Genomic DNA, 16,532 nt, shown 5'->3' on the forward strand with positions numbered 1-16,532 from the left:
TCGGTTGGACAATCGCATAGCCCAGGAGTTCATCAGGCCGGCGGCTTGCGATCGCCTCGAATAATGCCAAGCGCCGCTCCGATGGCTACTCCAATACCCATGCCCAAGGGGATGTTATGGAGCGCCACGCCAAGACCAGCGCCTATTGCCACACCCACGCCCATTCCCAGTGCCAAATTCATTGCGCCCTCCGCCGTCTTACAAAAAGGGCGGCCCCAAGGGACCGCCCAGTTAGGGTGGCGCACCTAGACCATTGATGCGCTAGAGGAAGAATATGCTCAGCTCAAAAGCGATGGCAAGTGCGCAAAGCCGCTGCGAATTGGCGAGAGCGGTTTGCCGCGCCGTCCTGTTCATTGGCAGGCTGGTTGCGGCAGAAAGCGTCGGAGGGCTTTGTCAGAGTAAATGCACCGGTCGGTAAGGAGTGACGGGTAGGGGAGGGGCCATGCCCGTCCTCGTGCTCCTGCCTCGCCATTTCGCTACTTCAAGTCCTCGCCCGAGGTGATCCGCCTGGCGGTGCTGATGTATGTGAAGTACTCGCTGTCCTTGCGGAACGTCGAGGAACTGCTCCACGAGCGAGGGATCGACATCAGCCACGAGACAATGCGCTACTGGTGGAACCGCTTCGGCCCGGTGTTCGCCGGGGACATTCGCCGGCAGCGGGTCAGCGCGATACGTGGGTATCGCCATTGGCGCTGGCACCTCGACGAGATGGTGGTGAAGATCAACGGCGAGACCCACCACCTGTGGTGCGCGGTCGACCACGGGGGCGAGATCCTCGACAGCTATGTCACCCGAACGCGAGACAAGGCCGCAGCGCTGGCCTTCATGAAGAAGGCGATTAAGCGCTACGGCAGGCCCGAGGCGATCACCACCGATGGCTTACGCTCCTCTGGTGCCGCGATGCGCGAGCTTGGCAATGCCGACAAGCAGAAGGTTGGCCGCTGGGCCAACAACCGGGTCGAGAACAGCTACCTGAGCTTTCGACGACGAGGACGATCGATGCTCAAATTCCGACGGATGAAGACGTCGCAGAAGTTCGCCTCGGTCCACGCCAACGTCCACAATCACTTCAACCTCGGACGCCACCTCGTCGATCGCCCGCCCTACAAAACCCTCCGCTCCGCTGCACTGGCCGAATGGCTGCAACTGTTCGCCTGAACCACCGCCTCAAAAGACCAAGCTGCGCCCAACCGGAGAAAGGTGCGCATTAGACTGACAGCACATTTATGGCCGGCGCCGGATTGACCAGATGAGCGCCGACACGCTCGTGATGAGGGCCGCCAGCGCGACGAGGGCGTTTGCATCAAGAATCATCATTCATCAACGTTCTACCTTTGTTCTCTTGTAGGAAAGTGATTTTCGTTTTCGGAATTTCCCATTTTTCAAGGGCCGATATGGTGGGCACGACGTTTTCTGGACAGCAACGCGGCACCGTCTGCTTTTCGAGGCGCATTCTAAAAATGGCAGACGCCGCGGCCGAGCCTTTGCCGGTTGCATCTGTTTCGGATTAGAGGGCAACGCGGGAGAAGTGCGGCTCAGGTGATGTTGAGCCATGTTCGGCGCGATCCTCTTAGTGCTCCCTGTGGCTTATCTACGGCCTCAATTGGTTGTCCAAGCACACGCTAGCGCGAGCGTTCAAATTATGCGCGGAGAAGAGGTGTCGATGCGAGACTGGGATCCAATCGATAATCTTGCACAGCACGAAATTCTATATCGTGAGGCAGACGGCCGGTTAGTCGTACTAAGACTAACTGAGTTCGAATAACTTGACTGTGTAGAGCGAAACGATCGCAAATCCGGAATTCTGCAAAATCGCACTGACTTTCGTTTTTGCTGACAGTGAGGATCCTGCCGCTTTATAACGTGGCAAATACGAATGGACCGTTGGGCTAAAATCCGTTTAAAAATTGCGGTTTGGCGACGCTTGGGCCGTCGCGAAGCCGTTATTGAGAGGTAGGCACAGCTACCGGGCCGGGACAATGTTTGCTGAGTTTGACTGACTGATGACCTTCCTATGATGACGCCGCGATTAGGCCGTCGACATTCTTTTCAGCCCGCCTCGAGCCGTTTCTGAAACCATGATCAAGTCAACGTACGGCTCCTAGCCGTACGGAGTGCCTGATTTGACTTGTTCCCGAATCGTTCTCCGCGCGCTAGCCCTAGGGAATGTCGACCAAGCACATCCGCACAACCGCCGACCTGCTCCGCTTTGGCGCGGGACTCACCGTCCAGTGCAAGTGCTGCGGGGCGGCGCGGACGCTCGACGGCTACGAGGCGGCCAAGCTTACCGGCGGGGTTGCGGCGATCGCGGATCTGTCGCGCCGGCTGAAATGTGCGCGCTGCGGCGTGAAGGCGGCGAAGTTGACGATTTCACCTCCAGTTTGAGCCTTTTCGTTTCGGTCCCTTAATCGAGGCATGAAAGACAGCAGGAAGGTTTTGGGTGGAGAAGCTTGATGCGAACCAAGGTCGAACGTTGGGGCCGAGTACTGACCGTCGCGACTGACCAACACGGCACCTTCCTCATCGCGGACGATGGTAGAAGGGCTGCTGCCTCGAGTGACCATCAGAGCGTGCTCAAGTTGCTAGCCGATGAAGGTTGGCGGGAGCTCATGTCTGCCGGTCGGCCGACGATCTCGGGTGTTGACTGAGCTCAGACTGGGCAACCAGAGCTGCAATCCGTTCGATGTGTACCTGACCGAGATCCATCGGGGGCGTAATGACTCATTCAGGCGGATCGCGTATGAGCAGCTCATGCTTCAGGTCCAGCATTACCGCGACATGGCCAAGACCACGCGCAACCTTGCTGCCCAAGCAGCCACCGAAGAAGCGCGTCGCGACCTCAACAGCCTCGCGATCAGCTACGACTTAAGGGCCGACGATTGCGAGCGCGAGATCGCCGCGGCTCAATCTAAAGGTTCGTCACCCCGGCCCTGAGCTTCGAGGGCGTCCAGGTCGCGCTGCCCCTCGTCGGCCATCTTCCTCAGTTCGTCGGCAGTTGCCGGATCTCCAGTCGTGTTCGCCAGATTGCGACACATCGCGATGCGAGCACGAATCTTGCGAGCCAATTCTACGCGGTTCATCCCTCCTGTTCGCAGACCCTCGATATGTCGGCAAGGCGACGCAATGCGGTTCGTCGAATGTTGGGGGACACTTCACCGACGGCAGCCCGTAGAATTGAGGCTTCTCTAGGCTACCGTCCCCGAGTGAACTTAATGGTTTGTCGCGCGCACGCGGGGTATGTTGAACGCTCCCCCCGCGTCGACACGCAACACTACAGATTCAAACCCGATCACACACCGCCGTGCCCATCGGCGCATTGACGAACAAGTGTGTGTCGAGTCCGGGAACCCAATGACTGATTAGGCACCAGAGCGATGGGCCTCCTGTTGCATTCGCCGGCGAACTGAAACCCATCGCGGCGAAAGTGACGATGCCAAGGTAGACACGAGCCTTCTTCATTTTTCTTCTCCTCACTGATGGAGGAGTTATCTGCTCGTTAAAATAACCCGAAGTTGACGAACGATCCTGTTTGGATGGGACGGGCAAGTTGTGCATCCGTAATGGATGCGAATTCTGTCCGTAATGGCGATCAGGAGGTTGAGCGCGAAATTAACAGCCCTATGTTGAGCGAGCTCGGTGCGGTCGTTTGGCCGCTGTTCCAGTCGCATGGAGAGTCGAGCAATGTCGATTTACCCACACCGTGCTGTTTCGGTATTCGCCGATCGGTTCGATAAAGTCGCCGTTGCCACCGCGGTAGACATGATCGAGTGCCGAAAGCTGCGTCTCGGTTTTTTTGAAGGGTATATGTTCGGCGAAGCGGCGTGGGATATGCTCCTGGTGCTATTCGTCGCTGAAAGCCGCGGGGTGCGGCTGAAGGTGTCTGATCTGACCTTCGAAAGCGGTGCTCCCCCCACTACAGCGCTTCGCTGGTTAGGCTTTCTAGAAGAACGCGGATACATTGGGCGGACCCCAAGCCCAAGCGATGGTCGGGTATTTTTTGTGGATCTGACCGACCTCTCGATAAAAAAAATGGAAGGCTATCTGCAGACTGCGAAGACACGTGTTCTAAATTTGGACCCAACCCGGGGGTAAATGAAAAAATAACAAGATGGACTTCAGGGGTGGGAGCGGTAAAGCGGTCCTGCTCGGGAGTTTTGTCGCATGAGTGAAGTTGAAGGTGGGTCGCGTCCTTCGTCGACGGCTGTCATTGAGGCAATCGGTCACATAACGCAGGCCATTGAGATCCTCGATCGGGAGCGCGCGAGACCGGACATCGCGGCGATTCTGGATGATGCGCGCGAACGACTGAGAGCGCTCGGTTCAGGATCGACCAACGGGTAAAGTCCACGCTGGTTCAATAAGTCTTTGTCCGGTCGACTGTGATGTGCAATCTGACTCAGCCGAATCACTCCTTATTTGCGGGAGAACTCGGCGATGGCCAAAGTATTGAAGTCCGGACCCCAGTCCCGCAGTCGCGAATGGGATCGACCGGCTGTAACGGCGGTCAAGCTTTCCGAATTCGAGCTTCATCGCATCAGATCTGCTGCAGATCCGAAGCGCGAGCTCATCCGCGTGTATCAATCGCGGACGCCATTTTTCGAGTAGCGTGCCGACGCTGATGAGGGGGCGGGTCCGCGTGGCTCGCCCCCATTTTCATGTTTTTGCTCAGCGCGATGTCAAAGCGTCATTCATCGTTCGCCCTGACCGAGCTCCTCTTCAATCATACCTAGTGCCCGCTTCAAGTCGGACGCCACGTCGGTCAGATCGGGATCCGACTCGATCAAGCCGATGGCCGCCATGATGCGGTCTCTCACTTCCTCGAGCGAAATCTTTTGGACTTGCGGCCTTACCCACGCCTTCTTTTTAGGGGCTTCATTCTCGTCAGTCGGCAAAACTCATTCCTTTGGTTCGAAAGACAGCTGGTTGCGAAGCGGTATAGCCGATCCATGGGCAGCGAAGGGTACGTCTTTCGATTTGCCGAGCCCGCAACGCATTGCCCGGATCTCTTCAATTTGTCGAAAGGAAAAGGCGACGCGGACGTCAGTCATTTTTCGCTGCCCTTCGCGAGCAAACGAGAGCGGCTATCCCGGTGAATGCACAAACGGCGACCATCGAGAGATCGCTCATTGTCGGCGTCGACGACAGAGACCTCTTTTGTGACAGCACGATGACAGGTGCGAGCATGATCATAAGCCCAGCCAGACTGCACATGAGGCACAATTCTCGTCGCATCGGACTCTCTGGCGACGGGGTAGAAGCTGCGCCTTGCTGCGGACCTTTGTCGGCGGGATGCGCGAGAAATCAAGCATTACCTAGGGTAAATAAGTTGGGAACGACGATTTTGGCAGCCGCAGAGATCGCCTGATTGCAAAATAGGAATTCGGCTGCTCATTTCGTGGGGACGGCGGGTCGACTCGGCAAAGGCTCCTCCCGCCGTCACCTTCCAGTTCAACTCCAGGAAGCGACGCCACCATGACGCGAGCACGCGCCCGAACGGTGGGCGGCGTGGCTGTACATCCCGTCCTTACAGCGCGCGATTGTTATTCTCTGACGAGGCGGCGGCGGTCGCTCGCGGCGAGCAGAAACTTGATCGTCTGCGCTTGGCGATTGAGCGAGCTCAGCAAAGAACGCACAGCTGCGGCGTCGTTGGGCGCACGAGCAGCTTCTTCATCCCAGCGATTCATCACGCTGGCTTAGCTAGCTCAATCGGGAGCGCCAACGTCTGGCGAGATAGCGACGCTTTGCATCTGTCGATCGATCAGCAACGAAACGATCAAACTCGTGCTGACGCAGAGAGAAAACGCTGACGCAACAACGACACCGAGCATTGAACCCTCCCACAGGCGAGCGATCGTTAACACGGAGCGCTCACGGACCGAAAACACTCTAGGCTCTTACTCGTTCCCTCACGAATCCATTGCTTCCCGAAAGCCTTGAGGGGTCGTGATCAGTGGACCTTGCCGAGGGGGGAACCCGAGCGCTGCGCGTTGCTGATCCCAACGGAGCGGAATAGCATCCATCAGCAGGGTTCGCCGTGTGACTTCTGCCGGTTGCGTCCCGTCGATAATCGCCATTTGTATATCCGGCGCAAGGTAATTGAGGCGCAAAATTCGATTGAAATAGCCGGTGCTCATCCTTTGACCGGCCGCGAGTTTAGTAATTGGAACGGAACGGTTTTCAATTACCAAGCGGTGAAACTCGGCTGCTTTGATGATGAGATCTTTTAGGTAAGGGTCAGAACGGTCCTCAAGCTGAGCGCGCGGTTCGATCCCAATCGAGAATATGCGTTTACCGCAAAGCAAGGTGACCGGGACTTCAACAGTGTAGATGCGGGACGAGCTTTCCGTTCCCCCTGAGATCAAAGATTGAAAGCTACCTGATCCGTCCCAGCGCAAGAAGCGGATTAGATTTGGTATGCACACCCGCAGCTTTAGACCAGCTAGATCGATATCTACGCGAGGCAGAACGGTCGCAAAAATTTCTCTAAGCGGAAGGCCACTTGCGCTTTCGACCCGCTTCGCAGCGATGTTCCCACGTCGTAGCGCTTTGACAATTTTGTCCGAATACTCGTTTCCAGATAGTACGGCATTTGTGAGTTCTGCGCGGTTGCGGAGCAAGGCAACGAGACCGGCCTTCGTCATTTCCTCCGCACGATCCGCGTCGGCCATAAGTTTTTTAGGACCCTGCCCTCGAGCCCACCCGGCGCTGATCGAGCTATAATAGCGGCCCCTAAGCGCCCGCCCTTGCCCCCGTGAATTACCGACCATTCGTCGTCCGTATTCGTCGAATAGGATATTGATCAGGAGGTAGCGGGCGGGGTCGCGCTCGCGCGGTGCTCGTTCGGACAAGATCCTCTGGACAAGCTGCCATTGCTCGAATGACACAAGCGGTTCGACTTCCGCGCGCATAAGCTCCCCGCGATAGAGCATTCGGCCGCAGTAAATCGGATTTCGCAGTACATTCTTTAAGACGCTGTATCCGACTGGGCGGCCCCCTCGAACGTGACCCGCCTTGCTTCTCCATATCCGTGTGACGAGGCCACGCATCTCAAAATCTTTGATGATCGTGGCCATGCGCTCGAATGGATATCGAGCGAAGGTCTCTTTCACGAGATCGCAGCGATCGGCGTCTACAACGAGCCGGCTCCCTTCTAGGCGATATCCCATCGGAGGCAGCCCACCGGTGAAAAGTCCCTTGCGAGCCAGGGCCGCCTTTTTGTCTCTGACGCGCTCGCTCATGAGTTCCCGCTCGAATTGCGCGAACGTGAGGAGAATGTTGAGCACTAGGCGTCCCATGCTGTCGGACGTATCGAATGTCTGTGTGACGCTCACGAAGCTCGCGCCATGCTGCTTCAGCACATCGAGCACCCGCACGAAATCGGTAAGCGAGCGTGTTAGTCGATCCATTTTGTAGATTACGATAATGTCAATTTGACCGAATTCTACGTCCTTCAACAGTCGCTGCAGGCCAGGCCGTTCAAGCGATCCACCCGAATAACCGCCGTCTGAGTATTTTGTCGGCTGCAGAACCCAGTGACGATGCTCTTGGCATTTGATGTACGCTTCACAGACACTCTCTTGGGTGGTGAGTGAGTTTACCTCTTGGTCCAGACCGGCGATGGTACTTTTGCGCGTATAAATCGCGCAACGGACAGAGCGTTGGAGCTCGATCATTGCTTCCTCCTCAAACGGTCTGCCGACGTGCCGGAAGTAGTTGAGGCGTCACTGAGCCAGATTCCGGCTAGTCGAGATGAGGCGCTTGGCGCAATGCAATATCACATCGGCTTGCTCACCGGACCAAATTTCTGCTGCGCACTTCGCGCGGCTTAGCAGTCGCCGGCGAGTCACCCGTGCGCTGTGACGCCCCACTCGCCGATCCTATATCGCATGTTTAAATCTTGATGCTTGGTGGGCGAATAACTCAATCAATCGATGCCTTGGCGCAACGTCCGCTTTCCACCCAGTGCAGACATTCGCGCATCTTGTAGGCTGATCTTGCTGCCGACAGTGAACTTCAGTGGTCTAAGACCTATCGTCATGCGCCGCTCAGGCGGGGCGTCGTACTCACCTTCTATCTGTTCATCCGCCTTCCATCGTCCTTGGTGGGGCGCTGTGGTAAGCAGCACTGTGCCGATCGCTTCTTGATAGGAATCAAATGACGAGAACCGTTCGTCCGTTTGGCCGGCTGGGCGCCGCTTACGAGGTCGATCGAGTCGGAGTTTGGGAGAACCGGCTTGCTTGGCTGGTCGCGTTCGCGATCGTCGGCCTCACGCCCTTCGCCCATCGGTTCGTCTCTGGCGAAGCAACGACATTTGCTCTGACCGTCGGCTTGTTCATTTGCTTTGGTCTGTGCGCGGATGTCGCACGGAGAGGGCGCAGAGTTTGAAGCGCTGCTTCTCACTTCGCAGTTAGGTGCGAGCACACAGAAACAGCCGCATCACTCCGGCCAGCGCTCGCTAGTCAGTGAACTGAACGACTGACCGGAAAGCGGTGTTAGCGACGAAAGGCAGACCGACTGCTTTCGGCCAAATCGAGACTTCGATCAAATCAGCCGTCGAGCAGAGTTCGTTCGAGAGGCAAACGTTCTAAAAAACCCGGGTCAAACCAGCGCTAACGCGCAGGTAGTCATAGTTGCTCGCATTGGTCACAGGCTGATTCGAATATGTGAGATCGCCTTTCATTGCCCATCCGCGGCGATCAGTCGGGCTTGTCGCGCGCAGGTTTAGGTAGCGCGACTGGCGCCAGTCGCTGACCGAATCCTTATGCGCGCCCCAACCTGCGGCGGCAAGCAGGCGCCAGCCGCCGATGAAGCGACGGACCTGCACCACCGGTAGCACCTCGGCATACCAGCGCGGCGAATAATAGTCGTATTCGTAGGGAACGCTGTCGTGGAAGTAGCGGGTGCGCAGCTGGAGGCTCAGCCCCCAGTCGGGCGCGACCACCGCGATGGCGTTGGCGCGCAGGTGGGTGCGGACGTTGCGCCCGGTGAATTCCTGGAGGCCGCCGAGCAGGGTGAGCTGGGCGCGGTCGGAAAAGGGGAGGTCGACGCTCGCGCCGCCGAAAGTGTAATAGAGCCCGCGGGTCGCGCCCTGCGGGGTCTCGAGCCGGTCGCGCTCGACGAAATATTCCTGCCGCAGCCGCGCCTCGTTGTGGACGCTTCCGCTGCCCAGCACGGTGTCGCCGTTGGTCCCGAGCTGCAGCGCATATTTCCAGTCGCTGCCCCCCGCGGCGAGCACGTAAACCCTATCATCGCGCTTGGTCAGCGCGCCGTTGGGGCGATACCATGTGCGTTCGATCCGGAAGCCGAGATAATGTTCCTCGTCGCGGTAGGCGAGGTTCCCGTTCACGCCTACGCGGACCATCTCGGTCTGGTCGGCGTCGGACGAATAAGTGACGTCGGCGCCGACTGCGTGCGCCGGGGCAGGCGGTTCGGCGGCGAAGGCGGGCGCGGCGAGAGCGAGCGCGGCCGACGCGGCGGCGAAGATCTTCGTCATTTGGTTCCCCATTTCTTCTTTCGCCCGACGAGTTCGGACACATAGCCCCACAGCGACACCGGCTGCATCAATACCGCGTAGAACAGGATGTAGCCGACCAAAGCGACAAAGTTGCGCCGCACGTGCAGCCCCTGGTCGCGGAACATGCGGTTCTGGATCCGGTAGATGATGAGGTTCCACAGCGCCGCGAGCGGCAGGGTGAGCAGCGTCATCGGCCCCGCTAGCCAGTAATGCCCCATCAGCGCGGCTATGATTCCGGGCAGGAAGATGAAGGTGAAGGTCAGGTCCATCGGCAGGAACAGCAGGTTCCACCAGATGAACATGGTCGACAGCCGCGGCTTGACCAACAGCGCCTTGTGATGGTGGAATGCCTCGATCATCCCGCGCGCCCAGCGGCGGCGCTGGTGCGCGAACTGGCGGTAACCGCCAGGGGCATTGGTGAAGGCGACGGCGTCCTCGGCATAGCCGGTACGCCAGCCCTGCCGGAGCATCGCCCAGGTCATGACGATATCCTCGCCGACGCAGCTCGGCCAGCCGCCGATCGCCGTCAGGGCATCCTTGCGGTAGAGTGAAAAGGCGCCCTGCGCGACCAGCGTGCCGTGATACATCGACTGCATCCGCTTCACCGCCGCGATGCCGTGAAAATAGTCCCACTCCTGCATTCCGGCCATCAGCGTGTCGCGCGAGTTGGCGACGAGGATCGCGCCAGCGACCGCCATTGTGTTTGGCGGGTCGGACAGGAAGCGCTCGACGATCCGGGTCAGGCTGTTGGCGCGAAGGCGGGTGTCTGCGTCGACCGTGACGATCATGTCGTGCGTCGCTGCTCCGAGTCCCGCATTGAGCACCGCCGCCTTGCCGCGATTGACCTTGTAGTTAAGGATCCGGATCGTGACGTTCGGTTGCCAGTGGAGGCCGGCCTCCGCGCGTTCGGCCGCGGCGACGGTGCCGTCGGTCGAGCCGTCGTTGAGGATCAGCAGCTCGATCTGGCCCGGATAGCGTTCGCGCGCGACGCTGGCCATGGTGTGGATGATCGTCCGTTCTTCCTGGTAGGCAGCGACGAGGATCGACAGCGGCGGATAATGGTCGGGCGGGCAACGCGGCGGACGGCGATCCTGGAGCAGGGTGAAGATCAGAAACGCGTTCATGAAGCCGGGCAGGTAGGCGATGAAGAGCAGCGCCCACAGCGCGAACAGCGGGTGGGTGAGCGCCGAGAGGTCGTGGAACCAGCGGCGCGACACCCAGATCGAGAAAACCATCCACGCCAGCGCGAGCAGCAGCGACAACGCGAACTTGACCGGGACGGGCACGTAGAAGCGTCGGTCGCGACGCTCGAGCGCGGCGCGGTGCTGCGCCCCGCGCAGCCGATCAAGTTCGCCGCGCAGCGAGTGGACACGCGGACGGGGGGAAGCCACGGGCCCTGAAGGTTGGGAATCGACGGTCATTTCAAACTCTAATTCGGCACGACTCCGCCGTAGCACGGGAGATTTAAAGCGAAGTTACCCGAGGGACCGGAAGGCCACTTGTGCTTGGTGGCGTTAACCATCTAACCTTACCCGCCCGAAACCCTGTCGCGTGCATGTAAGCCCCGACGTAAAGTTGTCGGGAGTCGGTTAATGGTCGGATTTCGCGAAGCGGCAGTCGATTGGCTGATGGTGTGCGGATTCTTCTTCCTTCAGGGAATGCTCGCACTCGGGACTAACCTTCGCTAAACAATTTTAGCGACACCTCTCGTCCAACTTAAAGTCGAAATTAACTGAGCTTCGCCGCCGGAAGAGATGGAACGCGAGGGTACCAAATTAGGTCGTCGCTCTCCATCAAACAGCCAACATCACCAGCGCTGATTTTATACCCGTTACGCTTCGCGAGGGATCCTCTTTGAGGGCAGTTGTTAATAGCTGACTTACACACGGGAATGGTGCGCTTTCGGGCCGGAGCAATTGACACTTCGGTATCGACGAGATTCCCTGTGGTGCGACGGCCAGCTGAACGAAGACAGGTATTGCTCGCTATTCGACCGAAAGCGGACGGTCCGTTCTCGGCCACTTTTAAACAGAAACTGAGTCGATCGCCCGAATTAAGGTCGCATCCTTCCCAGATGCAATGTCCAGTCGCGTGCGCTGAACTGAGATATCCGGAAGCAAGCCCGCATCAGGCTGTGGTACGGTCGGAAATTGTCCCACGAGCGGGAGGTCGAACTCGAGACCGCTCGCCGGCAGACGCACGAAGAAGAAGCAGCCCCCATTGATGCCTCGGCGGTTTCCGCCCGTGGGCAGGCCGACAAGCTTTCCGCCGCCAACAGCGCGGAAGTTTTGCGCAAACTGAAAGGTCGCGGAGCTATTCACCGGCGAGATCAAAACTCTGACGGGCACGTCGAGTCTCTTTCCTTTGGGTTCAATCGATAATTGCGCTTCGCCGCCGGGCCTTAGGATGAACCCATTTTCGAGTGCTTTCCCGCCGACGCCAAGCGTTCGAAAGCTGTTATCCCATGTATCAAGGTACGGATCGAGCGAGCGCGGCGTCCGCGTAAAGCGCAAGCGCTGTTGCAACTGAGGCGGAACATAAGGTTTAGAGATGAGGCGAGCTAGCACTTCGTCGCCGCAATCCTCACCTCCTTCATTGGCGCGTATATCGACGATTAGTCCCCTAGCCCCATCAATGTGATCGAGTCGCTCACTGAGCCAAGAACGCCAGTCCCACTTTGATTGATAGGTGGCCCAAGTCGGCATCGTAAGGACGGCGATCCCGTCGTCGCGGACGTTCCAAGTCCAAAGGGCTGCGATGGGCGTGGTGGCCGCAGAAAGCGGCATTTGTGCCTTTCGCGCGGCCAAACCAATCCCAGGCATCTCGAACGTCTTGATAGCGCCGCTCGGCAAGATGGCACTGATACGGTGAATGCCGCCTGGCGGCGGGGCGACGAGACCTTGAAACACGTCAAACGTCTCGATGTGCTCTGTCCCTTGAACCTCGAGCAGCGAGATTCGCTTGGCATCATTGTGTCCGTCGGCTCGTACTAACGGCACTAAGTCGCGCAAGAGGGTCTTCGGCGATCTTCCGTTTAAGGCAGTGATCACAGATCCTGCAGGAAGTGCTCCGCTCGGATCACGCGTGACAACCATTGAACTGTCTAGCCACACGAATTCGAATGGAAGCCGCGTCGGACGGTCGAACAGCTCAACTGCAACCGCTTTGGATTGGTTGAAGAAATTGAGATAGGTGTGGCCGCATCGGATCTGCGACAGGAAACGCGCGAGAGTGAGGTAGCGGCTAGCAAGATCGGCCGAGCGTGCAAAATCCGACCTTAACCTTACGAGAGCCGCCTCAATTTGACCGGGAGTGTTGTACCGATAGAGGCCTGGGTGCAGCATCAGAGCTGCGCGCAGGATTTCGATGTCGCTGGCCAAGTCTTGTCGACTAGGCGTCGAGGGCTTTGGTTCGGCGACTGCCGTTCCAAAAACTGGCACACCGACGAGCGGAAGTAGCTCGCGTCTAGTGATCTTCATCGACCTGTCCTCCGCCTTTCCGAGAACGCGCGCTTACGAACGGCATTGAGTGCCGCCAAACTGACTCCTACTCGGGCCGCTGACGTCGGCAAATGCGAGATTGCGACCTTTGCCGACCAATGAAGTTAATGTCCGGAATCGCGGGCCGCAGCGTAAAGCCGACCGTCTGCTTCCGGCCAGATCCAGCGGTCAGGCCGATGGGCGAAGGAAACGTCAAATGGGTATCTGAAGGACGGCTCGTTCAAATTCGTCGACGTCCCCTAGCCAACTGACAGAGGGCGGGTTGCCGGCCAAGACGCGCGCCTCCCTGAGGTCGACGATATGGGCGGCCGCGTATTCTCTGGCCGCCTCGATGTGCGGAAGGTCCATTCCCACGAGATCGGGGATTACGCAATCGTCGGTATGAACATTGAAAAAATATCTCGCCGAGGTCGTTCCTGGAAACAGCAGGCCCCGGGAACACTGGGGCCTGCGCAGCAATCAAGCGTCCTGTAATTGCTTCGGCGTTTTCGTCGGCCGTTCGGCGTCGCGGGACTGGGCGTCGAGCCGACGGTCCTCGCCGCCGCGGATGTCGATCTTGCGCGGCTTCATCGCCTCGGGAATTTCTCTCGTGAGCTCGATCGATAGGAGTCCGTCCCTCAGATCCGCGCCAGTCACCGTGATGTGGTCAGCGAGCCCGAAGCGGCGTTCGAACGATCGGTTGGCGATGCCGCGGTGAATATAGGTCGCGCCGTCATCTTCGCGCTTCTGACCGCTGACGATGAGCTGGTTCTGATGCGCGGTGATGTCGATCTCGGCCTGACTGAAACCAGCTACAGCAAGTGAGATGCGGAATTGATTTTCGCCGACCTTGACGAGGTCGAAAGGCGGGTAGTTCTCCTGAGACTGGCCCGAAGCGCTGTTCTCCAGCAGTTCGAAGAGCCGGTCGAAGCCTACGGTCGAGCGCCTAAACGGCGCAAAATCAAAAGCACTTGGCATTTTCCATGTCCTCCATCTGAAGCGACTGGCGGACATCGGCGCTAGGCCGAGGCCCGTCACCGAGCCCGATTTGGCACCCGGCGGCGAGGAAATGGTTTTGTCGATCTGCATTTCAAGGGGTCATTTAGTAATCGCAAACGAGCCCTTCCCGCCGCTAAGCGGACCGTCCGCTATCGGCCAAATCGAGACTTCGATCAAATCGGGCTCGCAAATTCGGGCCTTCCCGCTCGGGGGTCGTGACAACAGGCTGCTCGGGCACCGTGGGAGAAACGCGGTGCCAGGGAGACAATGATGTACAGCTTTTTTCCTCAGGCCGGGGTCCGGTTCAGCCCGAGCTTCACGGACCTTCAGCTCGCGAATTATGCGCGCGACGTCGAGACGCAGGCGGCCCATTTGTACCACATGGCATACGGGGCGTTCGCGCGTGCGGCTGATCGCTCGCAGGGGCAGACGCTTGTCTGGCGCAATTTCAACCTCCTGACCCAAGCGGGAGCGAACCTTCTGGAACTCTACCGCATTGCGCTTGATGATCCACGGATTCGCTCGGCAAAAGTCGGTGAGTTCGTGAATCTTCTCTTCTGGGCCATCGTCGGCGCCGCCGAGCATGTTCTCTCGTTCGGCGAGACCGAAGACGATTGGGATAAGGACTGGGACGCTTCCATCTGCAACGGCGGCATTATCGCGCGTCTTTGCGCGGATTTGGCGCTCGCTCGAGCGGCGACCGGTGCTGAGCGAGACGACATGGCTTCTTGCCTTTCGCGGATGGCTGACTGGATGATCAAGGTGCGTGACTACCATCTGGACATCATCAAGGACGTGCCGGGGGAGCTCGAAGACCTCCTTGGGCTGGCGAATGGCGCTGCCCGACTCTCGTCCATCCTCGCGGTGGCAGCGGTCGATCTGCGCACGCGCGCGTACGTTCAGTCGGTCACACTTTGACGTCCACGCGACTCCGTTGGCTTTTGGAGATCGTCGCTACCGCGGCGGGTCCAGTTGATGTTCGCTTCTCGTCTAAAGGCCGGGGGGGGGCGAGGAGCTCTAAGCCCCGCCGAATTTCGGCTTCCATGTGATGGCTGGCGATCGGGCCGCAACACGTGCAACGTCCGCTACTCGCAACTGGCGGCTGACCTTGCGCTTGATGGGCGATCGCCCTGTCGCCGTCCTATGCTCAGCAGGCTTTTCAACGGGCAAGCTAGTCGCTCGTCTGGAATGGCGTTGCGTTTCGAAAAGGCATTTGAACGCCGACACACTTATGCGGATGAAGGTGGCGCATGAGATGACTGAGGCCAGAGAACATGCTGACGAGTTGTGTGTCGATAAGGTCCTGCCATTTCCTGGTTAAGGCCGGCAGATGCGCCTTATCGTCGCGGCGTCCACGCTATGGCAGTCGCAAAGCGTGGGGCTCAGCAGGCCGGCCAGGGCATCACAGAGCCGCGACGGTCCTGGTCTCAGCCCCTCGTCATGCTCCGCTAAGGACATGGATTCGAACCCCATGCCTGTCATAAGCCCTTCGATCGCCTAGGTAACCCAGTCTGAAAGCGTCCTCTGACTATATCATCGCGCTCATTCGGCGGCGGTCATAAAAATCGCTTTCCTACACGAGAACAAAAGCAGAACATTGAGGAATGGTGATTCTCGATCCTTCCGTCATTGTGGCACTGGCAGCGCTCGTCACGAGCGCATCGGCGTTAATCTGGTCCATTCGAAGGAAACCCTGAAGGCACTTGATATTTTGAAGCGCAACTTCGACCCATTCTCCCCGCGCGTGCCCGATGGAGGCCGCCCAAGCGCCTGCAAATGTCCTGCGACCTGGTTCGCTTCGACGCCGGCAGCACGGGTCTCCAGTACGTGGCGGGGCTCCGAGGTTACTGTAGCTTTCGCCGAAAAATGCCGGATGAGCATGCCCAAGCCATGAGCGAAATTTTTAAATTCTCGTTAGCTGCAACGCTGTTAAGGTCATCTCCGCCGACGATGCGGTTGGCCAGCGTCATCGCCTCGACCTGGTCGTGGGTGACGTAGATCATCGTCGATCCCAGCCGCGCGTGGAGCGTCGCGAATTCGTGCCGCATCCGGACACGCAATTCGCTGTCGAGGTTGGACAAGGGCTCGTCGAGCAGCAGGATCGACGGGTCGCGAACGATCGCGCGGGCGATCGACACGCGCTGGCGCTGGCCGCCCGACAGCGCCGCCGGACGCCGGTCGAGCAGGCTCGTCAGGCCGAGCGTTTCCGCGACCCGTTCGACCGTTGCGTCGATCTCGACCCTCGGCCGCCGCGCGACTTTCAGCGGGAAGCCGATGTTTCCGCGAACGGTGAGGTGCGGGTAGAGCGCGTAAGACTGGAACACCATCGCGACGCCGCGACTGGCGGGCGGAATCCCAGCGACGTTGCGCCCCGCGATCCGGATCGCGCCTCCGTCGGGCTGCTCGAGCCCGGCGATCAACCGGAGGATCGTCGACTTGCCGCATCCCGACGGGCCGACGATGACGAGGAATTCGCCGTCCTCGATCGCGATCGAGGTGGGCCTCAGCACCTCCACCCCCCGAAAGCTTTTCGCGACCTG

General features: G+C 58.9%; 15 protein-coding genes and 1 pseudogene. 5 read left to right on the plus strand and 11 right to left on the minus strand.

The window, feature by feature from the left end:
* Nucleotides 1–32 precede the first annotated feature (32 nt).
* Complete coding sequence (locus ABDK56_RS13195) at nucleotides 33–182, minus strand: glycine zipper domain-containing protein (protein ID WP_502959305.1); 150 nt, start codon at nucleotides 180–182, stop codon at nucleotides 33–35.
* A 280-nt stretch (nucleotides 183–462) separates the two neighbouring features.
* Here ABDK56_RS13195 and ABDK56_RS12080 point away from each other — a divergent pair.
* From ABDK56_RS12080 to ABDK56_RS12095, 4 genes and pseudogenes are all read left to right on the plus strand, one after another.
* Nucleotides 463–1,158 (plus strand): annotated as a pseudogene (locus ABDK56_RS12080) (IS6 family transposase); the annotation flags it as partial.
* Nucleotides 1,159–2,166: 1,008 nt separating this feature from the next.
* On the plus strand, nucleotides 2,167–2,385 hold the full coding sequence (locus ABDK56_RS12085; protein WP_349808537.1) for a hypothetical protein: 219 nt from the start codon (nucleotides 2,167–2,169) through the stop codon (nucleotides 2,383–2,385).
* 255 nt (nucleotides 2,386–2,640) lie between these two features.
* Nucleotides 2,641–2,934 carry a hypothetical protein gene (locus tag ABDK56_RS12090; protein ID WP_349808538.1) on the plus strand — a complete coding sequence of 98 codons (294 nt, stop codon included), beginning with the start codon at nucleotides 2,641–2,643 and terminating at the stop codon, nucleotides 2,932–2,934.
* A gap of 747 nt (nucleotides 2,935–3,681) precedes the next feature.
* Nucleotides 3,682–4,092: a winged helix DNA-binding protein gene (locus ABDK56_RS12095; protein ID WP_349808539.1), complete on the plus strand. Its 411-nt coding sequence runs from the start codon at nucleotides 3,682–3,684 to the stop codon at nucleotides 4,090–4,092.
* 596 nt (nucleotides 4,093–4,688) lie between these two features.
* Here the strand turns inward: ABDK56_RS12095 and ABDK56_RS12100 are convergent.
* The 9 genes from ABDK56_RS12100 to ABDK56_RS12130 all read right to left on the minus strand — a co-directional run bounded on the left by ABDK56_RS12100 (nucleotide 4,689) and on the right by ABDK56_RS12130 (nucleotide 13,971).
* Nucleotides 4,689–4,892 carry a hypothetical protein gene (locus ABDK56_RS12100; protein WP_349808540.1) on the minus strand — a complete coding sequence of 68 codons (204 nt, stop codon included), beginning with the start codon at nucleotides 4,890–4,892 and terminating at the stop codon, nucleotides 4,689–4,691.
* Between the two features lie 556 nt (nucleotides 4,893–5,448).
* Nucleotides 5,449–5,544: a DUF3761 domain-containing protein gene (locus ABDK56_RS13200; protein WP_502959309.1), complete on the minus strand. Its 96-nt coding sequence runs from the start codon at nucleotides 5,542–5,544 to the stop codon at nucleotides 5,449–5,451.
* Nucleotides 5,541–5,684, minus strand: coding sequence for a hypothetical protein (locus ABDK56_RS12105; RefSeq protein ID WP_349808541.1), 144 nt, complete (start codon nucleotides 5,682–5,684; stop codon nucleotides 5,541–5,543). The genes ABDK56_RS13200 and ABDK56_RS12105 overlap by 4 nt, the downstream gene beginning before the upstream one ends.
* 222 nt (nucleotides 5,685–5,906) lie before the next feature.
* Nucleotides 5,907–7,673, minus strand: a complete 1,767-nt coding sequence (locus ABDK56_RS12110; RefSeq protein ID WP_349808542.1) for a recombinase family protein — start codon at nucleotides 7,671–7,673, stop codon at nucleotides 5,907–5,909.
* Nucleotides 7,674–8,584: 911 nt separating this feature from the next.
* Complete coding sequence (locus ABDK56_RS12115) at nucleotides 8,585–9,493, minus strand: hypothetical protein (RefSeq protein ID WP_349808543.1); 909 nt, start codon at nucleotides 9,491–9,493, stop codon at nucleotides 8,585–8,587.
* Entirely contained in the window at nucleotides 9,490–10,905 is a 1,416-nt protein-coding gene (locus tag ABDK56_RS12120; RefSeq protein WP_349808544.1) for a glycosyltransferase family 2 protein, read from the minus strand. Before ABDK56_RS12120 ends, ABDK56_RS12115 begins: the two co-directional genes overlap by 4 nt.
* 633 nt (nucleotides 10,906–11,538) lie before the next feature.
* Complete coding sequence (locus ABDK56_RS12125) at nucleotides 11,539–12,894, minus strand: S41 family peptidase (protein WP_349808545.1); 1,356 nt, start codon at nucleotides 12,892–12,894, stop codon at nucleotides 11,539–11,541.
* Nucleotides 12,895–13,206: 312 nt separating this feature from the next.
* Entirely contained in the window at nucleotides 13,207–13,473 is a 267-nt protein-coding gene (locus tag ABDK56_RS13205; RefSeq protein WP_502959306.1) for a DUF6894 family protein, read from the minus strand.
* The gene (locus ABDK56_RS12130; protein WP_349808607.1) at nucleotides 13,474–13,971 is read right to left on the minus strand and encodes an Hsp20 family protein; all 498 of its coding nucleotides are present in this window, start codon (nucleotides 13,969–13,971) and stop codon (nucleotides 13,474–13,476) included.
* 291 nt (nucleotides 13,972–14,262) lie between these two features.
* On the opposite strand from ABDK56_RS12130, the gene ABDK56_RS12135 reads away from it, so the two are divergent.
* Nucleotides 14,263–14,910: a hypothetical protein gene (locus ABDK56_RS12135; RefSeq protein WP_349808546.1), complete on the plus strand. Its 648-nt coding sequence runs from the start codon at nucleotides 14,263–14,265 to the stop codon at nucleotides 14,908–14,910.
* Between the two features lie 926 nt (nucleotides 14,911–15,836).
* Here the strand turns inward: ABDK56_RS12135 and ABDK56_RS12140 are convergent.
* Nucleotides 15,837–16,502, minus strand: a complete 666-nt coding sequence (locus ABDK56_RS12140; protein ID WP_349808547.1) for an ABC transporter ATP-binding protein — start codon at nucleotides 16,500–16,502, stop codon at nucleotides 15,837–15,839.
* Nucleotides 16,503–16,532: the final 30 nt, after the last annotated feature.

It is taken from the genome of Sphingomonas sp. ASV193 (assembly GCF_040203355.1).
Taxonomy (GTDB): Bacteria; Pseudomonadota; Alphaproteobacteria; order Sphingomonadales; family Sphingomonadaceae; genus Sphingomicrobium.